At 68.2% G+C, this 20,575-nt stretch carries 17 protein-coding genes and 1 pseudogene; 11 read left to right on the forward strand and 7 right to left on the reverse strand.

The features are described from left to right. Window positions 1–82 precede the first annotated feature (82 nt). The 6 genes from AB0B63_RS16350 (at window position 83) to AB0B63_RS16375 (ending at window position 6,650) form a co-directional block, all read left to right on the forward strand. On the forward strand, window positions 83–1,306 hold the full coding sequence (locus tag AB0B63_RS16350; protein WP_357019116.1) for a hypothetical protein: 1,224 nt from the start codon (window positions 83–85) through the stop codon (window positions 1,304–1,306). Further along, window positions 1,303–1,887 (forward strand): GTP cyclohydrolase I, encoded by a 585-nt coding sequence (gene folE / locus AB0B63_RS16355; RefSeq protein ID WP_357019119.1) that lies wholly within the window; start codon window positions 1,303–1,305, stop codon window positions 1,885–1,887. Before AB0B63_RS16350 ends, folE begins: the two co-directional genes overlap by 4 nt. A 220-nt stretch (window positions 1,888–2,107) precedes the next feature. Continuing rightward, window positions 2,108–3,664 (forward strand): helix-turn-helix transcriptional regulator, encoded by a 1,557-nt coding sequence (locus AB0B63_RS16360; protein WP_357019122.1) that lies wholly within the window; start codon window positions 2,108–2,110, stop codon window positions 3,662–3,664. Window positions 3,665–3,708: 44 nt separating this feature from the next. After that, window positions 3,709–4,794, forward strand: coding sequence for an asparaginase (locus AB0B63_RS16365; protein ID WP_357019125.1), 1,086 nt, complete (start codon window positions 3,709–3,711; stop codon window positions 4,792–4,794). Beyond that, entirely contained in the window at window positions 4,787–5,266 is a 480-nt protein-coding gene (locus AB0B63_RS16370; protein ID WP_357019128.1) for a DUF296 domain-containing protein, read from the forward strand. The genes AB0B63_RS16365 and AB0B63_RS16370 overlap by 8 nt, the downstream gene beginning before the upstream one ends. Window positions 5,267–5,813: 547 nt before the next feature. Continuing rightward, complete coding sequence (locus tag AB0B63_RS16375; protein WP_357019131.1) at window positions 5,814–6,650, forward strand: sugar phosphate nucleotidyltransferase; 837 nt, start codon at window positions 5,814–5,816, stop codon at window positions 6,648–6,650. Between the two features lie 331 nt (window positions 6,651–6,981). Here AB0B63_RS16375 and AB0B63_RS16380 read toward each other — a convergent pair whose 3' ends face one another. Continuing rightward, window positions 6,982–7,503, reverse strand: a complete 522-nt coding sequence (locus AB0B63_RS16380; protein WP_357019134.1) for a hypothetical protein — start codon at window positions 7,501–7,503, stop codon at window positions 6,982–6,984. A 914-nt stretch (window positions 7,504–8,417) separates the two neighbouring features. Here AB0B63_RS16380 and AB0B63_RS16385 point away from each other — a divergent pair. The 5 genes and pseudogenes from AB0B63_RS16385 to AB0B63_RS16405 form a co-directional block, all read left to right on the forward strand. Further along, complete coding sequence (locus AB0B63_RS16385) at window positions 8,418–8,918, forward strand: hypothetical protein (RefSeq protein ID WP_357019137.1); 501 nt, start codon at window positions 8,418–8,420, stop codon at window positions 8,916–8,918. Between the two features lie 12 nt (window positions 8,919–8,930). Continuing rightward, entirely contained in the window at window positions 8,931–9,701 is a 771-nt protein-coding gene (locus AB0B63_RS16390) for an aminoglycoside phosphotransferase (RefSeq protein WP_357019140.1), read from the forward strand. A gap of 240 nt (window positions 9,702–9,941) precedes the next feature. Further along, on the forward strand, window positions 9,942–11,330 hold the full coding sequence (locus tag AB0B63_RS16395) for a helix-turn-helix transcriptional regulator (RefSeq protein ID WP_357019144.1): 1,389 nt from the start codon (window positions 9,942–9,944) through the stop codon (window positions 11,328–11,330). Beyond that, a complete protein-coding gene (locus AB0B63_RS16400; protein WP_357019147.1) occupies window positions 11,330–11,884 on the forward strand; it encodes a flavoprotein in 555 nt (184 codons plus the stop codon). Before AB0B63_RS16395 ends, AB0B63_RS16400 begins: the two co-directional genes overlap by 1 nt. Window positions 11,885–11,982: 98 nt before the next feature. After that, window positions 11,983–12,169: pseudogene (locus AB0B63_RS16405) on the forward strand (hypothetical protein); the annotation flags it as partial. A gap of 97 nt (window positions 12,170–12,266) precedes the next feature. On the opposite strand, the gene AB0B63_RS16410 reads toward AB0B63_RS16405, so the two are convergent. The 6 genes from AB0B63_RS16410 to AB0B63_RS16435 form a co-directional block, all read right to left on the reverse strand. Continuing rightward, window positions 12,267–14,846 (reverse strand): hypothetical protein, encoded by a 2,580-nt coding sequence (locus AB0B63_RS16410; RefSeq protein ID WP_357019150.1) that lies wholly within the window; start codon window positions 14,844–14,846, stop codon window positions 12,267–12,269. After that, on the reverse strand, window positions 14,843–15,520 hold the full coding sequence (locus AB0B63_RS16415; RefSeq protein WP_357019153.1) for an ABC transporter ATP-binding protein: 678 nt from the start codon (window positions 15,518–15,520) through the stop codon (window positions 14,843–14,845). Before AB0B63_RS16415 ends, AB0B63_RS16410 begins: the two co-directional genes overlap by 4 nt. Window positions 15,521–15,536: 16 nt before the next feature. After that, window positions 15,537–15,875 (reverse strand): peptidase inhibitor family I36 protein, encoded by a 339-nt coding sequence (locus tag AB0B63_RS16420; protein WP_357019156.1) that lies wholly within the window; start codon window positions 15,873–15,875, stop codon window positions 15,537–15,539. 229 nt (window positions 15,876–16,104) lie between these two features. Further along, window positions 16,105–16,419, reverse strand: coding sequence for a hypothetical protein (locus tag AB0B63_RS16425; RefSeq protein WP_357019159.1), 315 nt, complete (start codon window positions 16,417–16,419; stop codon window positions 16,105–16,107). A gap of 251 nt (window positions 16,420–16,670) precedes the next feature. After that, the gene (locus AB0B63_RS16430; RefSeq protein ID WP_357019162.1) at window positions 16,671–18,554 is read right to left on the reverse strand and encodes a bacterial transcriptional activator domain-containing protein; all 1,884 of its coding nucleotides are present in this window, start codon (window positions 18,552–18,554) and stop codon (window positions 16,671–16,673) included. A 76-nt stretch (window positions 18,555–18,630) separates the two neighbouring features. Next, window positions 18,631–20,457: an Hsp70 family protein gene (locus tag AB0B63_RS16435; protein WP_357019165.1), complete on the reverse strand. Its 1,827-nt coding sequence runs from the start codon at window positions 20,455–20,457 to the stop codon at window positions 18,631–18,633. Between the last annotated feature and the right edge of the window lie 118 nt (window positions 20,458–20,575).

Here is a 20,575-nt window from a genome sequence, read left to right on the forward strand (position 1 = left end):
GGCGTCCGTGGCACCCTACCGGCGGCACACCGCCAGCCCTCCCCAACACGCCCCAACGAACTGTGCTGGCGGGTGAGACGCGGTGACCGCACCCGACACCGGCCAGGCGTTGCTACTCATCGCGGACGCCGACCTGCTTTACCAGCCCCGGCCACTGCGGCCGGACGAGCCAGTCACGATCGTCACCGTGCCCACACCGGCGCAGCCCCAGACCCCGCACACCATCATCCTCGACGTCAAAGGCCACCAGCCCCTGTCGGTGCTCACCCGAACTCACGACGGATTCCGCCAGCACGCCCAGCAGATCCCGGCCGGTGCCCTGCTCGACGGCCTCCGCCTAGGCCCCGCAGTAATGGACGCGCTGCACCTCGTTGGCGAGCGCTACCCGACACGACACGCCCCATTGTTCTGCGCCACCGGCCACCCCGACGGCTGGCACACCTACAGCCGCGCCCACCTGCGGGCCGACGCGGCGTGCTTCATCCGCACCTCAGCCGCACCCACCGGCGACCCGAGCGATCCCATCGGCTGGATACCTGACGCCGTCACCCGCCACAGCGAGCACGCCCCTCAGCTCAACAGCCTCGACTGTTCACTCACCAAGGCCCACACGGGCAAGGAGATCGAAACCAAGTTCACGCTCCCGTCCGGCACGTCGCTGTGGCCCCTCGCCAGTGACCTGCACGACCGCGTCGCCACCCGCGCGCTCCCCGACATGGCACCCCGCTTCCGCGACCCCCTCGAGATGTGGGACTTCAGCAACATCCTCTTCGAGGTCCAAGGACCAGACCCTCAGCGCGGCTACGTCTCCTTCCTCCACACACGGCCCGGTATCTACCAGGTCAAACGCAAGAACTACGACGCCGATGCCCTGGTACGACACGAACACGTCGACATCGACGTCACCATCACCGAACCCCTCAACCGCTACGTGCGCGACACCCTCGGGCTGTCCGCCCGGCCCATGCCCTCATTCCGCCGCATGCGCTACGACATCAACTTCGAGTCGCTGCGTACCGGGCACCACTACGGCATTTTCGTCGACCGCTGTGCCCTGCACGTCGACCCGACCGAAACCCTCGTCCAGGTCGAGGTCGAATACCTGCGCAGCCGCAGCGTGCTACCCCTGGACGAGCCCGCCGTCTTCACCGAAGTCGAGCACATCACCGACTGGGTCGCCGGGATCCTCACCGAGCACACCCTGCCCGCCCAGCACGGCTACTACTCCAAGCTGTCGTTCCTCCGCGACGCCGTGGAAGGCAAACCACACCTCCTACCACCGGTTGACAAGGACACCCACCCATGACCAGTCACCCCGGCGCACTCCCCGCGATGGACCTCGAATCCGCCCGCGATGCCGCCGAACAGCTTCTCAAGGCACTGGGGGTGGACACCGACGCACCGGGCACCGTCAGCACCCCGACCCGGATGGTCGCCGCCTACGCCGAACTACTCAGCCCACGCCCGTTCACCCTGACCACCTTTCCCAACGACACCGCCTACGACCGCCTCGTCACCATCAGGGCGATCCCCTTCCACAGCCTCTGCGAGCACCACATGCTGCCGTTCCACGGCACCGCCGACGTCGCCTACCAGCCCACCGACACGATCGTCGGTCTGTCGAAGCTGGCCCGCCTCGTGGAGCACACGGCCAAGCGACCCCAAGTCCAGGAACGCCTGACCCAGCAGATCGCCGCCTACCTCGTCGAACACCTCGCCCCAGCCGGTGTCGGTGTTCTCGTCCGCGCCGAACACCTGTGCATGACCGTGCGCGGCGCACAAGCGCCAGGCACCGAGACGATCACCACCGCACTGCTCGGCAAACTCCGCTCCGACCCAGCACTACGCGACGAGTTCCTGCACACCACCCGAACCGGGCAGCGGTGACGTCCGCGTCCACCGCCTCAGCCGTCCACACACAAGCGGTGATCCCACTGCCGCCCAGGCGCCGTCGTGCTCGAAAGACTCCCCGAAATCCGACGATCGACGCTCCATTGACACGGCGACACGTTAGCCCCATCCGGGCTAATGTCAGTCCCGGTCGTGCCGACCATTGTTGACGGAGCAGTCGTGTACGCGAACAGTGCACGGTGAAGAGGTCACTCTCATGATCGATCCGCAGCAGCTTCAGGATGCCAAGCACTCCCTCGGCAGGAAGCTCCGCGAGCTGCGCAAGGAGCGCGGTCTCTTGCAGAAAGATGTCGCCCAACGGTTGTGCAGCACCCGCAGCACCGTGGCGAACGTGGAGGCCGGCCGGCAGATGGTCGACCGAGTCTTCTGGCAGCAGTGCGACACGCTCCTCAACGCCGACGGCGGACTCCTCGGCGGCTACGACGCCTACCGCCGGCTGCAGGAGCGTTATCAATCCGAACGGGCCGAAGCGGCACTACGCGCCCGATGGGGAACCGCCGCAGTAAAGGCCTTGGAACCGAACGAAACCGACCCAGGTCTTGTGTCGGTCTGCCGACGGCTCGCCCCCACTGCACATTCCGACGGAGATCTCGCAACGACGATCGTGTCCCTGCTGGGGCAGGTCGCACTTGACATCAGGACGGATCACACCCTCGCCGCGCCGGGTGGGCGGTACTTCCCCAGCGCGCCTGTGGCGGTCGAGGTCTATCCGGCAATCGATGACGGGCGCATCGTCGCCACCATCCCCGGGACCGATGCCGGTCAGCAGTGGCGGTGGCCGCTACAGCGTCGACTCGTCGCCGGACGAGTTTCCACGGCCAACGGCGAGAGAGTGTTCGCCCTAGACTCCCGCCAGGCGTCCCGGCGGATGATCGGCATCGGCGACGATGCCCGCCTACTCATCCCTCGCGCGTACCAACTAGACGCGATCACCGCTGCGGTGTTGTGGGCCGTGGCGAATCTGGACCAGTCGCTGCTGCTCGACGACGCTCGCCTCGACGCTTCGCGAGTCGCCACGGCAGAGTACCGCCGCCTGACCCGCTCCGCCGTCAGCAGCGACATCGTCCATGACCTCGAAAACGTCTCACGCCTGTGGCTCGGCTCAACGTTCTGCGCCGACCACATCAACCGCCACTCGGCTGACCTCACCGAGGTACCCACTTTTTGGACCCGGGAGCAGACTGGTGAGGAGGCCAGTACCTGGCTGCTGTTCGGGCACAAGTTGCGCTACCTGGCCGCGACCGCAGAACGGTTCAACACCAGCTCACAGCAGGCGACGAGGCTTTTCTGCGTCCCGCAGGCGGCGGTGGACGCGACAACGCAGTCAGAGCGGGTTCTCCTGCTGCTGGCGGTCGCATTGATGGAGTCCTTCGGCATCGACGTCGCGGTCACCGACGAACCCGAGTACAGCGCGCTGCCCGGCCTCGTTCTCACCGGGCAGCGCGCGATCGTCGCGACGTGGATCCGCGCCGACGGCGTGTGGCACGTCGACGTCACCGGCCAGCGCGCCGAGTTGGCCGAGTACCACGACGCCGTCGGGCACGCACGAGCTCATTCCCTGGTCGCCGCCGACACGGCCAGCTTGCGGCTGCATACCCTCGCCGATTACCTGGACCTCGACTGGACCACACTGCGAAACCGGTGCGCCGAACTCGGTGACTACGGACTGGCCGGGATAGCCGAGCCGCGTAGCCGCCTGCTATCCCTCGACGGTGCCGATCGGGCGTGCCGCTTCGTCGGCTCCCTCCCGTAATAGGCTCCCGACACCACCACCGCAGTACGCCTGGAAGGAACCCGGTGCCCTCGAACCCGACTACGTCTGCGCCACGCGTGGTGATTTTCGGCCTCGGCGGCACCATCGCCATGACCAGCAGCACCGGCGACCCGGTCAGCCCCACCCTGTCCGCCCACCAACTCGTCTACGCCATACCCGGACTCGCCGCGACCGGGATCGACATCGAGACGGTGGAGTTCCGACGCCGCCCCGGCGCCTCCCTCACCTGCGCTGACATCATCGAACTCGCCGCCGCCGCAGCCGACGCGCTGGCCAGCGGTGCGACCGGCGTCGTGGTCACCCAGGGCACCGACACGATCGAGGAAACCGCCTACCTGCTCGACCTGCTCCACCACCGGTCCGAACCCCTCGTGGTCACCGGCGCGATGCGCAACCCCACACTCGCCAGCGCCGACGGACCTGCCAACATCCTCGCGGCCATCCATACCGCCACCTCCCCGCACGGGCGAGGCCAGGGCTGCCTTGTCGTCCTCGCCGACGAGATCCACGCCGCCCGCTGGGTCACCAAGACCCACTCCACCAGCGCAGCCACCTTCCGCTCACCGGACACCGGACCCCTCGGCTACGTCCTGGAAGATGCCGTGCGGATGCTGAACCGGGTGCCCTACCGGCTGACCGTGCCCGTGCCGAACCCCGCCCGACAGGCGACCGTCGGCCTGCACACAGTCACCTTCGATGACGACCCCGCCCTCCTCTGCGCCGTCGGCACCCGCGTCGACGGCCTCGTCGTCGCCGGCTTCGGCGTCGGCCACGTTCCCGAATCCCTCGTCGACACCCTCACCGCCCTCGCGGAACAAATCCCCGTCGTCCTCGCCTCCCGCACCCCCGCCGGGCCGACCCTCACCCATACCTACGGTTTCCCCGGCTCCGAGAAGGACCTCATCGCTCGCGGCCTCATCCCCGCCGGCTGGCTACACCCCTACAAGGCCCGCATCCTGCTCCGCGCCCTCCTCAATGCGGAAGCGAAGCCACAGGACATCGCGACAGCGGTAACCACCGCAGGCGGGCTCGCCGATTTCACCGCCTGGCCCTGGCCCGTCACGCTCGACAGCAACGGCCATGGGGAGAGGAGCACCACGAATGCGTAGCCACGAACTCACCCTGGGTCGCATGATCGGCGTCGTCTTCGACCACGGTGACGACTTCTTCACCGCCCTCACCGACACCTGCCGAACTCACGGCATCAAGCAGGGCTACATCCCCGTCTTCATCGCCGGCCTCAGCACCGCAAGAATCGTCGGCACCTGCCAGCGGCTCGACAACCCCGACGCCCCCGTCTGGTCCCACGTCGACCTGACCAACGTCGAGGCGCTCGGTGGCGGCACCATCGCCTGGGACGAGAACACCCAGACGATCACACCCCACATCCACATCACGGTCGGACTGAAAGAGCACAGCGCGACGGCCCACACCAGCCACCTGCTGGATGCCACGGTCCAGTTCCTCACCGAGATGCTCATCATCGAGATCAGCTCCCCGACGATGAGCCGCCTACCGAACCCTGACCTGTACGACGTGCCACAACTACGATTCGACCAACGAGGCGGCACGGGGATGTAGTTCCTGCCTGGACAACCTCTGCTACTGGCTCATCATCCTCTGGAGACCGTATCGGTTTCGCTTCGGACCTGGCCGCCCTGCGATGGAGGTCCGGCCACTGAGCCCGTCAGGTCAAGATGCCCGCAGCTGCAGTCAGATGCCTGCGTATCAGGATCCCGTCCCGCCGCAGCCCTGCCTCAATGTCCCGCGCGGGGCAACGGCCGACACCCACGTCGTAGGGGATCTGCATCACTGTCGGGTGTGGCTACACGTCGTCGACCGCTGTCTGGAGCAGCCGTTCACATGATGCCCCCGCCGGCCGCCACCTGGATCGCGCGGCAGCGCGCGAAGAACTCGCGTTGACACAGGCAGCGGATCGCCGGGACTGGAAGCCGGCGATCCGCTGCCGTCGTACGCTTTCACCAACTACCCCAAAGCTGGCCGGCGCGATGCGTAAACTGCACGGGTCCGCCCGGCTCACTCGATGCGCTGCACAAGCGAGTGGTCGCCCTCGAAGGCGTCGTCGCCACACCTTGACAGCCGGTGCAACCAACCGAAAGGTGCGCGTGTGAGGGCCGTTATCGCTGTCGCCGGAATGGGCAGCAGGTTCTTCCCCATCGGCAAGACGATCAACAAGTGCATGCTGCCGATCCTCAACCAGCCGGTAGTGGCCTACGCCGTCGCCGACTGCGTCGCCGCCGGAGCACGCGACATCGCCATCGTCACCGCCCCAGGCGAGCCCGGCCGCCAAGTACGCCATTACTTCAGTGAAGACCGCGACCTCAAGGACTACTTCACCGCGCGTGGCTGGCAGGACAAATACGCTGCGGTCGCCGACCTGCACGCCCAGGCCACCTTCACGTTCCTCGAACAGCCCCGCGACGACCGTTACGGCACCGCACTGCCCGCCATCGTCGCTGCGGAATTCATCGCCGGCGACGACTTCCTACTGGTCGCCGGCGACGACCTACTGCTCCGCAGCGACGGCGGATCGGACCTGGCCGACCTCAGCGCCGCCCGGACCGCCGCCGCAGTGCCGGCCGCGCTCGCCGCCGCCACGGTGCCCGGCACCGAGGCCCACCGCTACGGCATCCTGCACCCACGCGCAGTCGCCGGCCACCAGCTGCTCGACGAACTACTCGAGAAGCCGGACAACTACGGTGCGCCGACCGCCTACATCAACATCAGCCGCACCCTGCTACCCGCCCACGCGCTGGCCTACTTCCAGAAGCTGACCCCAGCGCCCAACGGCGAATACCAGGCCACCGACGCCGTGATCGCCTTCGCACGCGACCACGACGTGCTGATCCACCCCGTCACAGGCGATTACCACGACTGCGGCAACCCCGCCGGCTGGCTCGCAGCCAACAACGCTGCGGCCCAGAGCAGTGCCCTTGCAGGTTAGAGGCAGGCACACGGGCTGCACTTATGGATCTATTTCGAGGACCTGGCGGCACCCGCCAGCGTCCTGACCGTGGCGAACTCTGGGCCGGGTTCGGACCACCGACTAACCTCTAAGTGGATGGATCAGCGAGCGTGATCCCGATCAAGCGGTCCCGGGACCCGAGCAGCCGCCGCATCGCGCAGTCGCCGTCACGAGGGCGAGCCTTGGGCCCTGTAGCTGACCAACTGGCATACGGAGGGTCACGAGCCTTGGACCACCGGACTCGCGAGGCGCGGCATGCGCGTACAAGCGAGCTCGTGCGTCCATGGGGGTCATCCGGCGTTGGTTGCCGCTATGAGGACAACTCGTTTCCGATCGCTGAGGGCGTCGGTTGGTCGCGTCCCACGGTGTTGACCCGTGCGCGGTCGCCGTTGAAGCCCGGGTCCAAGCGGTCGGCCAGACAGGACCGGTGCGCGGCGAACGACGCACATCCCGGTCCCTCACTGCTGCGCACATCGACCGTGACGCCGTCGCCGCCGGGGCTGAGGATTGTCAGCCGACCGCAGCATCCGCACGGCCAGCTGAACTCCTGTAGGTCCGCGACGCGCATCGTGAGGCGTATCCAGACGGGTGGGTGGTACCGGCTGATCTCTTGGACGACCGCGTCGACCTGATCGCCGATTAGCGGGTACTCCTCGGGCAGCGCGCGAGGTCCGCCCGACGGGCTGTCGATGACGCCGGCGTCGACCGACGCGCCCACCGTTTCATGCCCGAGGACCTCGGCCATGACCCCCCAACGCTCATGACTGATGATCGTCGCCCGCACGGCGATGCCCACCACCAGGTCACCACCGACGCTGTCGAAACGCTGCATTGGTTGATCGTCGCGCATCACCTCGTCAGCGGCACAGCCCCGGCATGCCCGTACTCGGTGGTAGCCCCGGCTCTGCACTCGGAGCTGCACGCCGACAACACGGGCCGTACTCGTCGCGCCTGACGCGCCTGGCCGTGTCGAAGGTTCGTGTCGAGGGTGTTCGACGAGTGTCGACCCGCTTCTACTTGTTTCTGGCATCGAGGGTTCGGTGGTTGGCCGGGCACCAGGGACGGCGTCAGTGGCGTCGGGAGGCATTCCGGATGCGGCGGCACCCGTAGAGGCGGGGCCGCGGCGGGCGCGTCCAGACCGCATCGCGATCTGTGGACAGGTGCCGTTGAAGAAGGGAAGCGGTGGTCATGGGCTTGGATCACGCGTTTGCTGGGGAAGAGATCATGCGGCACCGCAGTATGTTCATTGGCCCGGAGGGGATTGACGGAGTCGGCAGGACAATCGCTGTCGATCGTGCCGTCGAGGTGTTGGGCGGTCGTACCGCCCTGAGGCTGCGCTGATGGCCCGGCCGCCGGTTCCTCACGTCGCTATGCGTCCGCTCTGGCGGTGTCGTAACTGCGGTTCCGAGTGGCCCTGCCAGCCGGCTCGGCTGGCGCTGCTGGCGGAGTACCGGCATGACCGGACCGCGTTGATGCTGTTCCTCGGGGCGCTGATGACCGAGGCGAGCGGCCAGCTTCACCAGCTCCACCCGGATCGCAGGCTCGATCTGACGGAGCGGTTCATGTCTTGGGCCAGGGCCCGCTGATGAGGGCTATGCCACGGGTGAGAGGGCCCCCGGCCTCGACCCTGCCGCGAGTCACCTGCGCTTCATAACCGCTCAACCACGGAACAGGCATGCGGACCCCCAGCTCCGCGCGCGGCGTTGATCGGCGCCGCTGACTGCACCAGGTGCAAGGAGAGAAGTCGTGACTGTCACCGCACACGAACCGACCACGGCCGCGACCACGACCGCCCTCGACCCTCGGACCCTCGTCACACCGGAGGTGTTCGGGAAGCTGGTCGACTATTTCGCTGCCGACCGGCACGTCACCCGCGTGTACGCGGAGCGGGCCGTGGAGCAGTTCCTGGTCTTCCTCAAGGCGCACGCCGACACCGTGACGAGCGAGGATTTCGGGATGCTGCTGCCCGACGGGTCGATCGGCCGTGTCGTGCCGACCCTCCCGGTCGACGCCGTGTGGCATTCCGTGTTGCAGCACACCGTGCCCTACGCCGCGGCCTGCGAGCAGGTCGCCGGGAGCTTCGTCCACCACGTCCCCATCCTGACCGAGGGGATGATGGACGGCACCGCCGTCACGTTCACGCTCGCGGCGTTGCACGCCACCGGGTACCGGGTCGACATGGAGTTCTGGCACGGTGAAGCCGAGTCGTGCTGCCCGCCCGGGGAACCGGACTTCACCGGCAAGTAACGAGAGGTGGCTATGCGCAGCGACTGGGCCGCCCTACCCGAGCCTGTCGGGGTGGCGGTCGCCGATCGAGTCGGCGGCATCGTCGGCGTATACCCGGCTCCGCGCGGTGACCACGCGGAGATCGCGTCGACCGTCATCGGTTCCACCGGCACCGTCTTCGTCAAGGCCGCCTCCTCGGGCCCAGGCGTCCGGTCACTGCGCTACGAACTGGCGGTCACCAGGGCAATCGACAGGTTTCCGCCTACGGTTCTGTGGGATTTCGAGTCCGACGGCTGGTTGGTGGTGGGGGCCGAGCACTTGGACGGCCCCCACCCCGACCTGTCACCCGGCAGCCCTGACCTCGACACACTCGCCGTCACCCTCACACAGCTTCAAGAGACCGCCGCGCCGGACGTGCGGCTGTACGCACCGGCGGGGCGGCTCAGCTTCGCCCATCCGGCGATGGACGGCGATGCGCTCGTGCACTCCGACCTCAACCCGGCCAACCTGATCCTGACACCGCGGGGACTCCGGATCGTCGATTGGGCGTACGCGACCAGGGCGGCGCCATGGGTCGAGTTGGCGTTGCTCACTCAGTGGCTGATCGGCAACGGCCACACCCCGGCCCAGGCGGAAGATTGGCTGAGCCAGTTCCCCGCCTGGGCCGGGACTGACCCTGGGGTTTTGGACGACTTCGCAGCGAGGAACGCCTCGAAGTGGGCCACCAAGTCACGGCAGAGCACAGAGCGTTGGGTGCACGACCTTGCGCTCTGGACCTACGAATGGGCGGCCTACCGGGCGTAAGGTACCGGTCGCGCGAATGGAGGGCACCCCTGTCAGGGGCATTACATTCTTGGTAACTGCAGGTCAGGATGGTGATGAGCTCGGATGAGCAGCGGATGGCTTGGCGGGTGGCGCTACGTGCACGCCCGGGTGTCGAACACCCTCGACACGAAGTCTCGACAGCCGCTCCGGCGGTCACCGGCTACTGTCAGGTTGCCGTGAGGGGTACGTGACGAGCGGTGATCGAGGCCCCGATGATGGGTGGAGGGCATCTTCGTGGATCCGCAGCAGATCAGTGACGTGAAGCGGGCGCTGGGGCGGAGGCTCGCCGGCTGGCGTAAGACTCATGGGCTGACTCAGGATGATGTGGCGCGTCGGGTGCACAGCACCCGGAGCACGGTCGCCAATGTCGAGAACGGCCGGCAGGTGGTGGACCGCGTCTTCTGGGCGCAGTGCGAGTCGCTCCTGCAGGCTGGGGGCGAGTTGCTCACCGGCTATGACGAGTACCGGTCTCTTGAGGTGCGGCATCAACAGGAGAGGGCCGAGGCGGCCCGTCATGCTCGCTGGGGAGCGGTCCTGGATCATCGGGTGATCGCCGAGGTGGCACAGCATCGGCAGCCACCAGCCGCTGACGCGCAGGCCGGCCCTCGCGAAGACGACAACCATGCCGCCGCCCGCCTACTGGCTCACCTTCGCCACCGTCTGCTCGCACCTAACCGACCGGAACAGGCGATCGACCCCACCAGGCTGCCGGAGGTCCGTCAACGGGTCGCGTATATCCACAACCTGTATCAGCGGGGCAACTACGCCGAGACGATCCGGGAGCTACCCGACACGATCGAGCAGGCGGACATCATGACCCGCGCCGGCACCGGCAGCCACCGCAACCGGGCTGCCGCGGTCCTGGCCGGGGCGAATCTCGCCGCTTCCAAGGTCGCCGTCAAACTCGGCGATCCCAGCCTCGCCTGGATAGCTGCCGATCGAGCCGCCCGTATCGCCACCGACGACACCGAGGACGCCGCCCTCGTCGCCGCAGCGGCGTTCTCGGTGGGAACCGCGCTGCTGGCCATGCCGTACCGCACCGACAGTGCCGAGGCAGTGGTACTGGCAGCCCTTGACCACCTCAAAGAGACCACAGCTCCACGCGGGCCGCGGGCTCTGTCGGCGCAGGGAGCACTGGTCCTGCTCGCGGCACTGGTCGCCGCCCGCCAGGCCCAGACCGCCGCAGCCGAGCGGCACCTCAACGACGCGCATGCCCTGGCCGAACAGGTCGGCGCTGACCGCAACGACCTCTGGACCGGCTTCGGACCGACGAATGTCATGATCCACCGCATCAACATCGCCACCCGAACGGACCGCCCACAGCTAGCCATCCATCTCGGCGAACACCTCGACACCTCCTCGCTGCCGAAGGCGCTGATGAGCCGTCGGGCCCAGGTCCACCTCGACCTCGCTGCGGCTTACGCCAGTTCGTCCGACAACGATCCCGCAGCAGTGCTGCATCTCCTCGAAGCCGAACGCATCGCACCCCAGACCGTGCACGTGCACACCAGGACGCGCCGCTTGATCGGCGGCCTACTCGCCCGTGAGCGACGCTCCGCGACCCCCGGCCTGCGAGCACTCGCCGAACGAGCCGAGATCGTCGCCTGATGCCCGAGCCTGTGAGCACCCGGCTGCTCTACCTCGTGGTCTGTGCCGCACCGCCGGCCCGGCACATCGCCGAACTGGTAGAAGCGGCACAACGCGACAGCTGGGACGTGTACATCATCGCGACCGAAACCGCCTACACCTGGCTTCCCACCGGCCAGTTGGCCGCGCTGACGGGGCATCCCGTCAGCTACCGGCAGCGGCACCCCGACGAACCCCGCAGCCTGCCACCCGCCGATGCCATCGCCGTCGTCCCGGCAACCTTCAACACCATCAACAAATGGGCCACCGGCATCAACGACAGCATGGCCCTAGGCGTCCTCAACGAAGCCCTCGGCATGGGGCTCCCGATAGTGGCCTCGCCCTTCGTCAAGACCAGCCTGGCCCGCCATCCCGCGTTCAACGCCCACCTTCGACTACTCGCCGACCACGGCGTACGGCTCACACCTGTCCAAGCCCTGAGCCCCTGTGAGGACGGCGAGACCTTCTGCTGGCACGTCATCACAACAGAACTCCACACTCTGCCCACCCCGCATCAGCCGCCAGCCGAACCCTGACCTGTTCGACGTGCCACAACTGCAGTTCGATCACGTAACCGCAGCCAGACGTAATCTGAAGCAGGGGCGCGACAGGGCATGATCATTTCGATGACCGCAGGCTGACCAACGTCCACCACGCCGACCGCGTCTCCGGCTTGCATCACGGCCGTCTCGTCGAGGCCGGCACCCACGACCAGGTCATGGACGCCACCGGACGGCGCGGAGCTGCTCACCCTGCAAGCCGCCAGCTACGACACCACCGGGCCCGCCGCGACCGTGCCCCGCCGTACCGCCCCCACCTGACGGAGCACTTCATGACAACGGCAAGCCCCACGAAGCCCTCGCCTACTGGGAGAGCGGGATATCAGAAGCTGCGCAATACCATTGGTGAACAGCGGCTTCAGATGCCTGTGCTGGTCTGCTCAAGGGCGCGGAGGCTGAGGGTGGAGCGGAGCGCGGCCAGGCCGGTGGCGAGGTAGATCGCGGCGAGCAGGGTGAGCAGTTGCGCCCAGGGAATGCTGAGGACGAAGCCGGAGATTCGCAGGGCAATGACCACCGTGGGCGGCAGGGCAATGATCAGACTGAGTAGGGTGCTCGTCGCGATGAGGATGCCGTACTGGTAGAGCAGGACGTGACGTGCCCAGTTGGGGGAAATCCCGATGGATACCAGGCGGGTCAGGTAGCCGCGAAGCGTACGGGTCTGGGCGCGGGTAGCGGAGAACACGGCGGTGAGTACGAGGATCACCAGCCCAGCGGCGGTGGCTAGCAGCGCAGCGGCCGGGACGGGTGGCTTGGGTGATACGTAAATTCGGACCGCTTGTGCATCGATGCCTGCCCGGCCGACGGCCTCTTGCATGGCTTTGGCTGCGCTATCGGAGACCTCAGTGATGATGAGGGGCGTGTTCCGTGGCACGGGTAGGTTCAGACTGTTCGCCGTCGATCGCAGCGTCACGCCGTCGGTGCCGGTGCGCCATTCGACGAGGGGCACGTTGACGGTGGCTACGGGTAGTTCGGGGGTCCGGCTGGTGACCTTGTCGCCCTCTCTCACGGCGAGGCGCATGTTGGGCGTTGCCGCGTCGGGTGCGTCGGCCCATACGAGCAGTCCGCCTTCGGCCAGCGCGGCGCGTTGCGTAGGGTTGAGGGAGTGGCCGATTAACTGTTCGACCTGGCCGGTGGTTTCTACGGCAAGAAGATTGCCGTGGTGGCCGTCGCGGGTGACCAACCGTGTCGGGATGCCGGACTCATCGGTGATGAACAGGTAGGCCAGTTCCGCGCGTGGGAGCCCGTCGGCGACGCCGGAGGCGTCCACGGCTCGTAGTAGCGCCGCCGGTGGGGGAAGCGTGCTGCTGGCACGGTCGGCCAGGAGTACCTGGCCGGGTAGCGCGTCTGGGTAGGCCTGCTGATCCGTGGTGCGAATGAGGGTGTCGAGCAGCGTCAGGAAGCCCATGGACGCGCCCAGCAGCACCGTGAGTATCGCGACGATCGCTCCAGCACGGAGTCTGTCGGCCGCCAGTTGCCGAAGCGCCAAGCGGCGGCGCGGCCCGCCTTCGGGCAGCACTCGCAAGACCAAGTCCAGCACGTCGGGGATGACGAGCAGCACCGCGAGCGTGAGCACGCCGGTCAGGATCATCGCTTCGGCCGGCGAATCGACTCGTACGGCGTAGGCGACGGTGACGCACCATGCGGCGACGGCGAGGAGGTGCCGCGCATCTCGGATGTATCGCTTAGTTGTAGAGGTCGTCTGGGATTCTGGACGGGAACGAGGAGCCACAGCAGCGCTCGCCCGTTCCTTTCTGCGGGCTAGCGCTGCGCCTGCGCACACGCTGGTGAGCATGACCAGTGAGAGCAACTGCAACGGGGGCGTGGCAAGTCCCTCGATCGGGCCGGGCGGCCAGTCGCGCAGCTGCGCGATGACCGCTCTGGCCACTCCGCCGATTACTGTCCCGACCAGCGCTCCAGCTACGGCCGCAGCTACGCACCAGGCTGAAGCCGCGATGGTGAGCGCAGCGGCGGCACCCGCTGGGTGTACGCCGACAGCCACGAGTCTGGTCGATGTCTGTCGGAACCGTCGATTGTTGAGCCCGAATACGAGCAGGACGGCCGCGATGGGTAGCAGCAGCGACGGAATGGTGTAGCCGGCAGGTGTGCGCTCGATCGAGGTGCGCTCAGGCCGCTCAAGAAGTTGCTCCCGAAACCGCAGTGTGCCACCGACCACGAGGGCGTCCGCCCCCTCATCGGCGGTAGGCGACCGTCGCGTGTAGTCGCCTACCGCCGTGGTGAAAGCTGTCACGGCGCTTTCGGCGTCGCCCCCTGACCACAACAGCAACGGTTGAGCGCCCAACACCGGAAAACCCTGGGCAAGGCTTGGATCCAGCGAAGCCCAGGTGCCCGGGGCGACCAGGAGGTTCGTGGTGCGGGCAAATTGGTCCTCAGCGGTGCCAACGACGGTTAGCGTCACCTTGCCGCCCAGCAGGGGTAGGGTGCCGTCGGTGATCTCGGGGGCATCCGGGGGCTCGGTGAGGACTACCTCGCCTGGTCGGTTCGGCCACCGGCCAGACAGCAGGTCGTACCGATCAGGGAAGGGCTCATCCTGCCAGGATGCCTCCAGCATCGGTACGCTACGCGCGGGAGTGGTGGCCAACTGCGTGGAGGACGCGCTGAGCATGACCTCGGAGTCGGTGAGTCCAGCGCGGAGGGCCTGTGCCTGCACGTCTGGCACGAACTGGTCTTCTCCAGGGGGCAGCACGATGCTGCCGTAGCCGACGGAGGCGCCGAACCGCCCCAGGTCCCGGTCAGCGATCTGGGCGCCTGACAGGGACAGCGTCCGTAGGGTGACGAACATCGCCATGATGGCCAGCCCGGCGACGAAGACGATCGACGCTGACCGGGCCAGCTCACGAGAGCGGATAAGACGTCGGGCGAGCCGCAGGACGAAGCGCAGGCGTGCCATGAGAGACGCCGGAGAGTTTCCGTTGGTCATGAACGGGCTTCCAGGCGTCCGTCGATGATCTCGTAGCGGGTGTCGGCGTAGTCGCGGCACCGTCGATCGTGCGAGCAGACCACGGCGGTGACTCCCTGGTCGCACAAGGCGCGGATGAGCGCGAACAGGTCTTGGGTGGCGGCGGAGTCCAACGCCCCGGTCGGCTCGTCAGCCAGGAGAACGGCTTTTTGCCCTGTCAGCGCCCGCGCGATCCCTACTCGTTGGCGCTGTCCGCCGGACAGCTGTCGGGGCAGCCGGTTGTCGAGGCCTTCCAGTCCGACTCGGCGCAGTTGGTTGGTGGCTTCGGCTCGCGCGGCCTCGGCCGGGATGCCGCGCGCCTCCGAGGGCAGGGCGACGTTCTCCGCGGCCGTGAATTCCTCGATCAGGTTGTGGTCCTGAAACACGACGCCGACGGTTTCGAGCCGCAGCTGCGCGCGTTGGCTCTCGTTTGCGGTGGTGACATCGACGCCGTTGACCTGGATCTCGCCGGAGTCGGCGAGATCCAGGCCGGCCATCAGGTTGAGCAGCGTCGACTTGCCGGAGCCGCTGGCACCATAGATGCACACGAACTCACCCGGGCGAGCTTCGAAGTCCACATCTCGTGCAGCCCACACGGTTTCTACCTCAGAGTGGTAGGCCTTGCGAACCTTCTGCGTACGGATGAGTGGTGACATCACGGTGCCTAACTATTCAGCAGCTGTAAGCCGTACGCCAGGACGACACCTCGTCGCTGTTGGCCGGAGCCACGTTGTTGTCGCTCTGGTTACGCCCCAACGTCTGGTCGTCCCCGGACCCGTTAGCGTCCTCCCACATGCATCCGGAGTGGGTCGTGGACTTGTTCGCCCAGGAGTCCATCTCGTCGTTGGCGTCGCCGCTCAGGTTCTGGATGGTGGATGAGCCTTGGCCGCGCTCGACCAGCATCCACTTGTAGTCGTTGTTGCCCCACAGGCACATGTAGGCCGCGTCGCAGTCACTCAGGGCCGCGCTGGCGGTCCCCGGAATGAGCACCAGGCCCGTCCCTACGATCATGGCCGACGCGATGAGGTTCTTGATCCTCATCGTCACCTCCCCGTTTCAATTGCGAGTGCCGTGATCTACGGCACGCAGGACATCGAATCACATCTCAGGGTAGTGAATCAACAACGCAGCGAGAGATTTGCGGTCCGCAAGTGCATCAAGGGATACCTATCTCCGACGCGATCCGGGCGAGTGCCGGAGACGCACCGGGACTTCCACCTCGGTTGGCTCCGCGAAGTTGTCAGGCAGTAGTGCGGTTGGCGACATTCGTGGCGTAGCGCTGCCTGGTGTTCCCGGCCTCGTGAGTCCAGTTCGTCGTTGTCTGCAGGTGCAGGCCGAGGAGCTGACTGAGAACCGCAGCGGGTAGCTGCCCGGCGAGTTCCATCAACGCGGTGTTGCGGCTCGCGCGGGCGGGGATGCCGAGGCGTCGTAGCCGCGCGCCGAGCTGTCGTGCGCTGAGCGGCTGACCAGGTGCGGCGCCGGGGAACAGCCACCGGTTCGCCGCGCTGCGCCCCACGGCGGTCTGCCCGACGCGACGGTTGACGAGCTCGGCCACCAAGTCGTGCAGGGGCGGCGGAAGCCGGATGGGTGTGCTGCCCAGGCGTAGGTGAGTACCGTCGCGCCGCCTCGCGTTCCGCCGCCTGGATCTGCTCGCCCCGGTCGTCGTGGTCGGGCCCGCGCCGCGCCGTCACGACCAGCACCCCGCGGCCGGCGGCAGCTGTCCGTCCGCTCCGCCAAAGAACGCAGTGCCGCCCCTGGACGCGGAATGCGCTGATCATCACCGAAAGGCCGCGCAAAGGCGGGCTCTCATCGTGTGATGGGACGTGGTGAGGTGATGCCAGCATCGATAAGTCTTTGGTGGTGGCGGGTGAGAAGCGCATCGGCGTCGTGGGGTCTGCCGAGTGTGGTCAGGGTGTCGGCGGCTTGGTGATGGAGGTGTTCGTTGTAGGGGTCGAGGCGGAGGGCGTTCTGGAGGTGGTGGAGCCGGGCGTGGGGGTCGGGTGCGCTGGTGGCGAGGGTCGTGTGGGCGTCGATGACGTGGCGGCGGGTGTTCTCGCGGATGGGGTCGAGCCACGGCCAGGTGTGGTTGGCGGCGATGTCGCCGGTATAGCGGTCGATGATCGCTTGGTGGGCGTGGGGGTGGTTAGCGACGGCGGTGGTGGCGTGGTCGATGGCGGCGTTCAAGTGCCAGAGGTCGACGTCGATGTGTTGGTGGTCGAGGTGGTATCGGTCGTCGGTGTGCACGATGGGGTGAGGGTGCCCGGTGGCGGTGATGTCCTTACGGAGGTCGCTGAGGGTGGTGTAGAGGCGTCGGGCGACGGTGTGTCGGGGGAGCCCGGGCCAGATCGTGGTGGCGAGTTCGTGGGTGGTGGCGCCGTCGGGATAAACGGCGAGGGCGACGAGGACCTGCAGGGCCGCAGCGCGGCGGATCGTGACGAGTCTGCCGGCCGCCCACAGGGTGGGGCTGCCGAGGACGCGCAGGGTGAACAGCTTCGGTGAGGACGCCTCCGGCGGAGGGATGGGCGCGGGTGGTCGTTGCCGGGGTACGGCTACCGCCGGTGGTGTGGACGGGGTGAGGGTGAGGACGGCGAGGAGGTCGCGGGCGGCGGTGGCGGTGAGTACGCACAGTCGGGTCCGGCCGCCGCCGGTGCCGCGTGCGGTGTATCCGTCGGGTGTGATGTGCCAGGTGGGGCCGTGGGTCCAGGTGCCGATGAGCACGCCCTGGGTGTGGGCCAGGGCGGTGGCGAGGCGGGCGGCGGTGTCGGGTTCGGTGGGCGAGTGGGTGAGCAGCATCGGGGATGCCGCGTCCGGGTGGTGGGGGCGGGTGATGGTGGTGATGGCGTCGGCGGGGGTGTCGGTGACGGTCAGGCCCGGCAGGTCATGCAGGGGCAGGGTGTGGCCTCCGAGGAGGGCGCGCAGGTCGGTGCGGCTGGTCACGACCGTGGTGTGTTGTGTGGTGTCGCGGAGGGCCTGGAGCAGGGCGGTGAGGAGGATGCCGCGGGCGGCGTCGATGGCCGCGGGGCCGGTCAGACCGATGCCCCCGATGGGAATCGCCAGTGGGGCGGCGGGTGCGGGTGGGGTGTCGGCGAGGGCGGCTTGGACGGCGGTGACGGTGGGTGGCAGGGCGGCCAAGTCGCTGTCGTCGCGGGGGTGTCCCGGGGATGGGGGCCGGTAGAGGCGGCGACGGCGGAGCCAGACCAGGGTGCCGGCGGCGGCGATCTGGTGTGCGGTGTCGGCGGGAATCCATCCTCCCGACACGTCCACCCCCGCGTCGGCTGTCTGCCGCAGATGTTCGCCGGTGCTGGTGGGTGTGGGGGCCGGTGGGGCGTCAGTCGTGGTGGCGGTGGTGGTGGGTGCCCACAGGGCGGCGGCGCCGGCCATGCCGGTCGCGGTGGCCTGCATCGGGGTGGGCAGCGGTAGCCGCCGGAGCCGCCGAATCGTCGCCGCAACGCGGGTGACGGTGGTACGGAGGGTGATCCCAGTGATGAGGAGCCACAGCATCCAGGCCAGGAGTACCAGGCCGGCGATGAGGGTGTCCTCGGTGAGGGGGTCGCTGAGCCACTGGCGGAGGTGTTCCTGGGTGGGGCGGGTGGGCAGGGGCCAGCCGGCGGTGTAGGTGAGCACGATCGGTGGGCCGGCCAGGACGGTGGTGACCGCAGCGGCGGAGGCGATCTGGCGGGGCCACCTCACCGCGCCCGTCCATGATCGTGCTTGCCCATGCGCGGGCGTCGGTGACGGGGGCCGCTTGTGGTGGGGTGGTGGCCGCTCATGGGGTGGCCGGGGCGCGGACGAGGCGGGTCCACAGCCGGTACACCCACCATCCGGCCACGGCGGTGGCGTAGATGCCGGCGAGGGTGCCGGTGATACGGGGTGCGGTGATCGCGACGGTGATGACCGCCAGTGGCGCGCCCAGGACGAGCCGGAGCGTCCACGGGCGGACCAGGGCCAGGACCGTGCCGACGCCGAGCAGTAGTCCTCCGACGCGGCCGGCGAGGTCGATCCAGACCACCATGTCGGGCCACCGTGCTGCGGTGTTCGAGTACTGGACGAGACCGATCCCGATGGCGGCGGCGAGGACGGAGCTGGCGGGGAATGCCAACAGGGCCGACCATCCACCGAGTGGGGTGCGCCGCTGGCGGGCGGCGACGACGGCGGCGATGAGCGCGAGCACGATGATCGGGGCGACGGGGTACAGGGCCCAACGCAGGAACGGGCCGACCGGCATCTTCAGGTACTGGGCGGCCACCACCGCGTAGAGACTCGCGGTGGCCGCGCCCAGAGAGACGGCGGACAGGATGCCGATGCTGACGGTGCCCGCAGGAGACTGGGTCGTGGGTCCGGGGTTGTGGGCGGCAGCCAGGGCCCCGAGGATCGTACCGGCCGACAGACACGCGATGACCGCGAACACGGCAGCCATCGCCAACAGCCCCCACGCGGGTTCCGCCCATTCGAGGGGGTACACCCCGCCCCGGGTGACGGTGAGCAGCATCTGCGTGATCATCACCAACGACGCGAAGCCGGGCACCGCGATCCCCAGCACCCGCCGGACCTGCGGCACCGGCTCCTGCCCACCGACATCACCACTACCAGCGGCGGCGGGACTCGCGCCGACGGCACCGTGTGCCGCGGCCAGCGTCGGATCCAGGGCGACCTGCGGGAGGAGGCCGGTCCGCTCGGCGATCACCGTGGCCGCCTGCGGCAGCCGGGCCGTGCCACCAACCAGGTACACGCCGGTCAGGTCCGCCGGGGTGAGTTCCGCAGCGGCGACCGTATCGCAGGTGAGCTGCCCTATCCGGTCCAGGACCGGTCGTGCCGCCTGGTCCAGGGCCATGGTCGTGGCCACGACCGCGGTGCCGTCCGCCTGCGGCACGGTGATCGCCGTGTGCTGGGCGAGGGCTTCCTTCGCGGCCCGCACGCTCGCCATCCACGCCCACCCGCCCTCTGCCTCCCCGGCCAGGCCGGTGGCGAGGGCACGGTCGATGGCGTCCCCGCCGGCGTTGGGGTCGGCGAGGGTCGCGAGGACCTCGAACCCGGAGGGTCCACGACGCAGGACCGTCACCTCCGCCCCACCGCCGATGTCCACCACCGCCAGATACGCGCCCACCGGCATCTGCGCACCACAGGCGACCAGGTGATCCGCCACCGCGACCGGGGCCTCCACCAGGTGGGGCTGCCCCAGTCCGGCGCGATGCGCCGCGTGCCGCATCCACGTACGCCGTCGCGGCCCCCAGCCGGCCGGCACCACCAGCCGCACATCCTCCACCGGCCCGCCGGCCACCTGCCCAGCCTGTTCGGCGATCCGGCGCAGGGTCGCCGCCACCAGCGTCGTCGCCTCGACCTGCTGCCCGTCGACGGTGAGGGTCTGCTCGGCGAACCGCTGGGGCACCGAGACGAACCGGTGCGGCTGGCGGGCTGCGGCCTGCCAAGCCTGCTGCCCGGTCCACACACCCGCGTCCTCGGCCACCCATGCGGCGCTGGGCATCACCGGGTTGCCATCGACGGCCACCGAAACCCATCGACCGTCGGGCCACGCCAGCACCGCCACGGTGCTGGTAGCGCCGTAGTCGATCGCCAGCCGCACAGGCCCTGACATGCACATCAGTCAAACATGAATAAGGGTCTGCTGCACCGATAGGTGACATCTGAGATGGCTTGCCCTGCGGGCGGGCTGGAAGGATGTTGCTGTGCCCAAGCCCTACCCCCGAGAGTTC

The sequence above is a fragment of the Micromonospora sp. NPDC049081 genome, from assembly GCF_040648835.1.
GTDB classification, from domain to species: Bacteria; Actinomycetota; Actinomycetes; order Mycobacteriales; family Micromonosporaceae; genus Micromonospora; species Micromonospora antibiotica.

Coding starts and splice junctions, on each gene's coding strand:
- AB0B63_RS16380 (WP_357019134.1), bottom strand. CDS start 7,503: ATGCAGCGTTTCGACAGCGTCGGTGGTGACCTGGTGGTGGGCATCGCC.
- AB0B63_RS16420 (WP_357019156.1), bottom strand. CDS start 15,875: ATGATCGTAGGGACGGGCCTGGTGCTCATTCCGGGGACCGCCAGCGCG.
- AB0B63_RS16415 (WP_357019153.1), bottom strand. CDS start 15,520: ATGTCACCACTCATCCGTACGCAGAAGGTTCGCAAGGCCTACCACTCT.
- AB0B63_RS16410 (WP_357019150.1), bottom strand. CDS start 14,846: ATGACCAACGGAAACTCTCCGGCGTCTCTCATGGCACGCCTGCGCTTC.
- AB0B63_RS16360 (WP_357019122.1), top strand. CDS start 2,108: ATGATCGATCCGCAGCAGCTTCAGGATGCCAAGCACTCCCTCGGCAGG.
- AB0B63_RS16435 (WP_357019165.1), bottom strand. CDS start 20,457: ATGTCAGGGCCTGTGCGGCTGGCGATCGACTACGGCGCTACCAGCACC.
- AB0B63_RS16390 (WP_357019140.1), top strand. CDS start 8,931: ATGCGCAGCGACTGGGCCGCCCTACCCGAGCCTGTCGGGGTGGCGGTC.
- AB0B63_RS16400 (WP_357019147.1), top strand. CDS start 11,330: ATGCCCGAGCCTGTGAGCACCCGGCTGCTCTACCTCGTGGTCTGTGCC.
- folE (WP_357019119.1), top strand. CDS start 1,303: ATGACCAGTCACCCCGGCGCACTCCCCGCGATGGACCTCGAATCCGCC.
- AB0B63_RS16370 (WP_357019128.1), top strand. CDS start 4,787: ATGCGTAGCCACGAACTCACCCTGGGTCGCATGATCGGCGTCGTCTTC.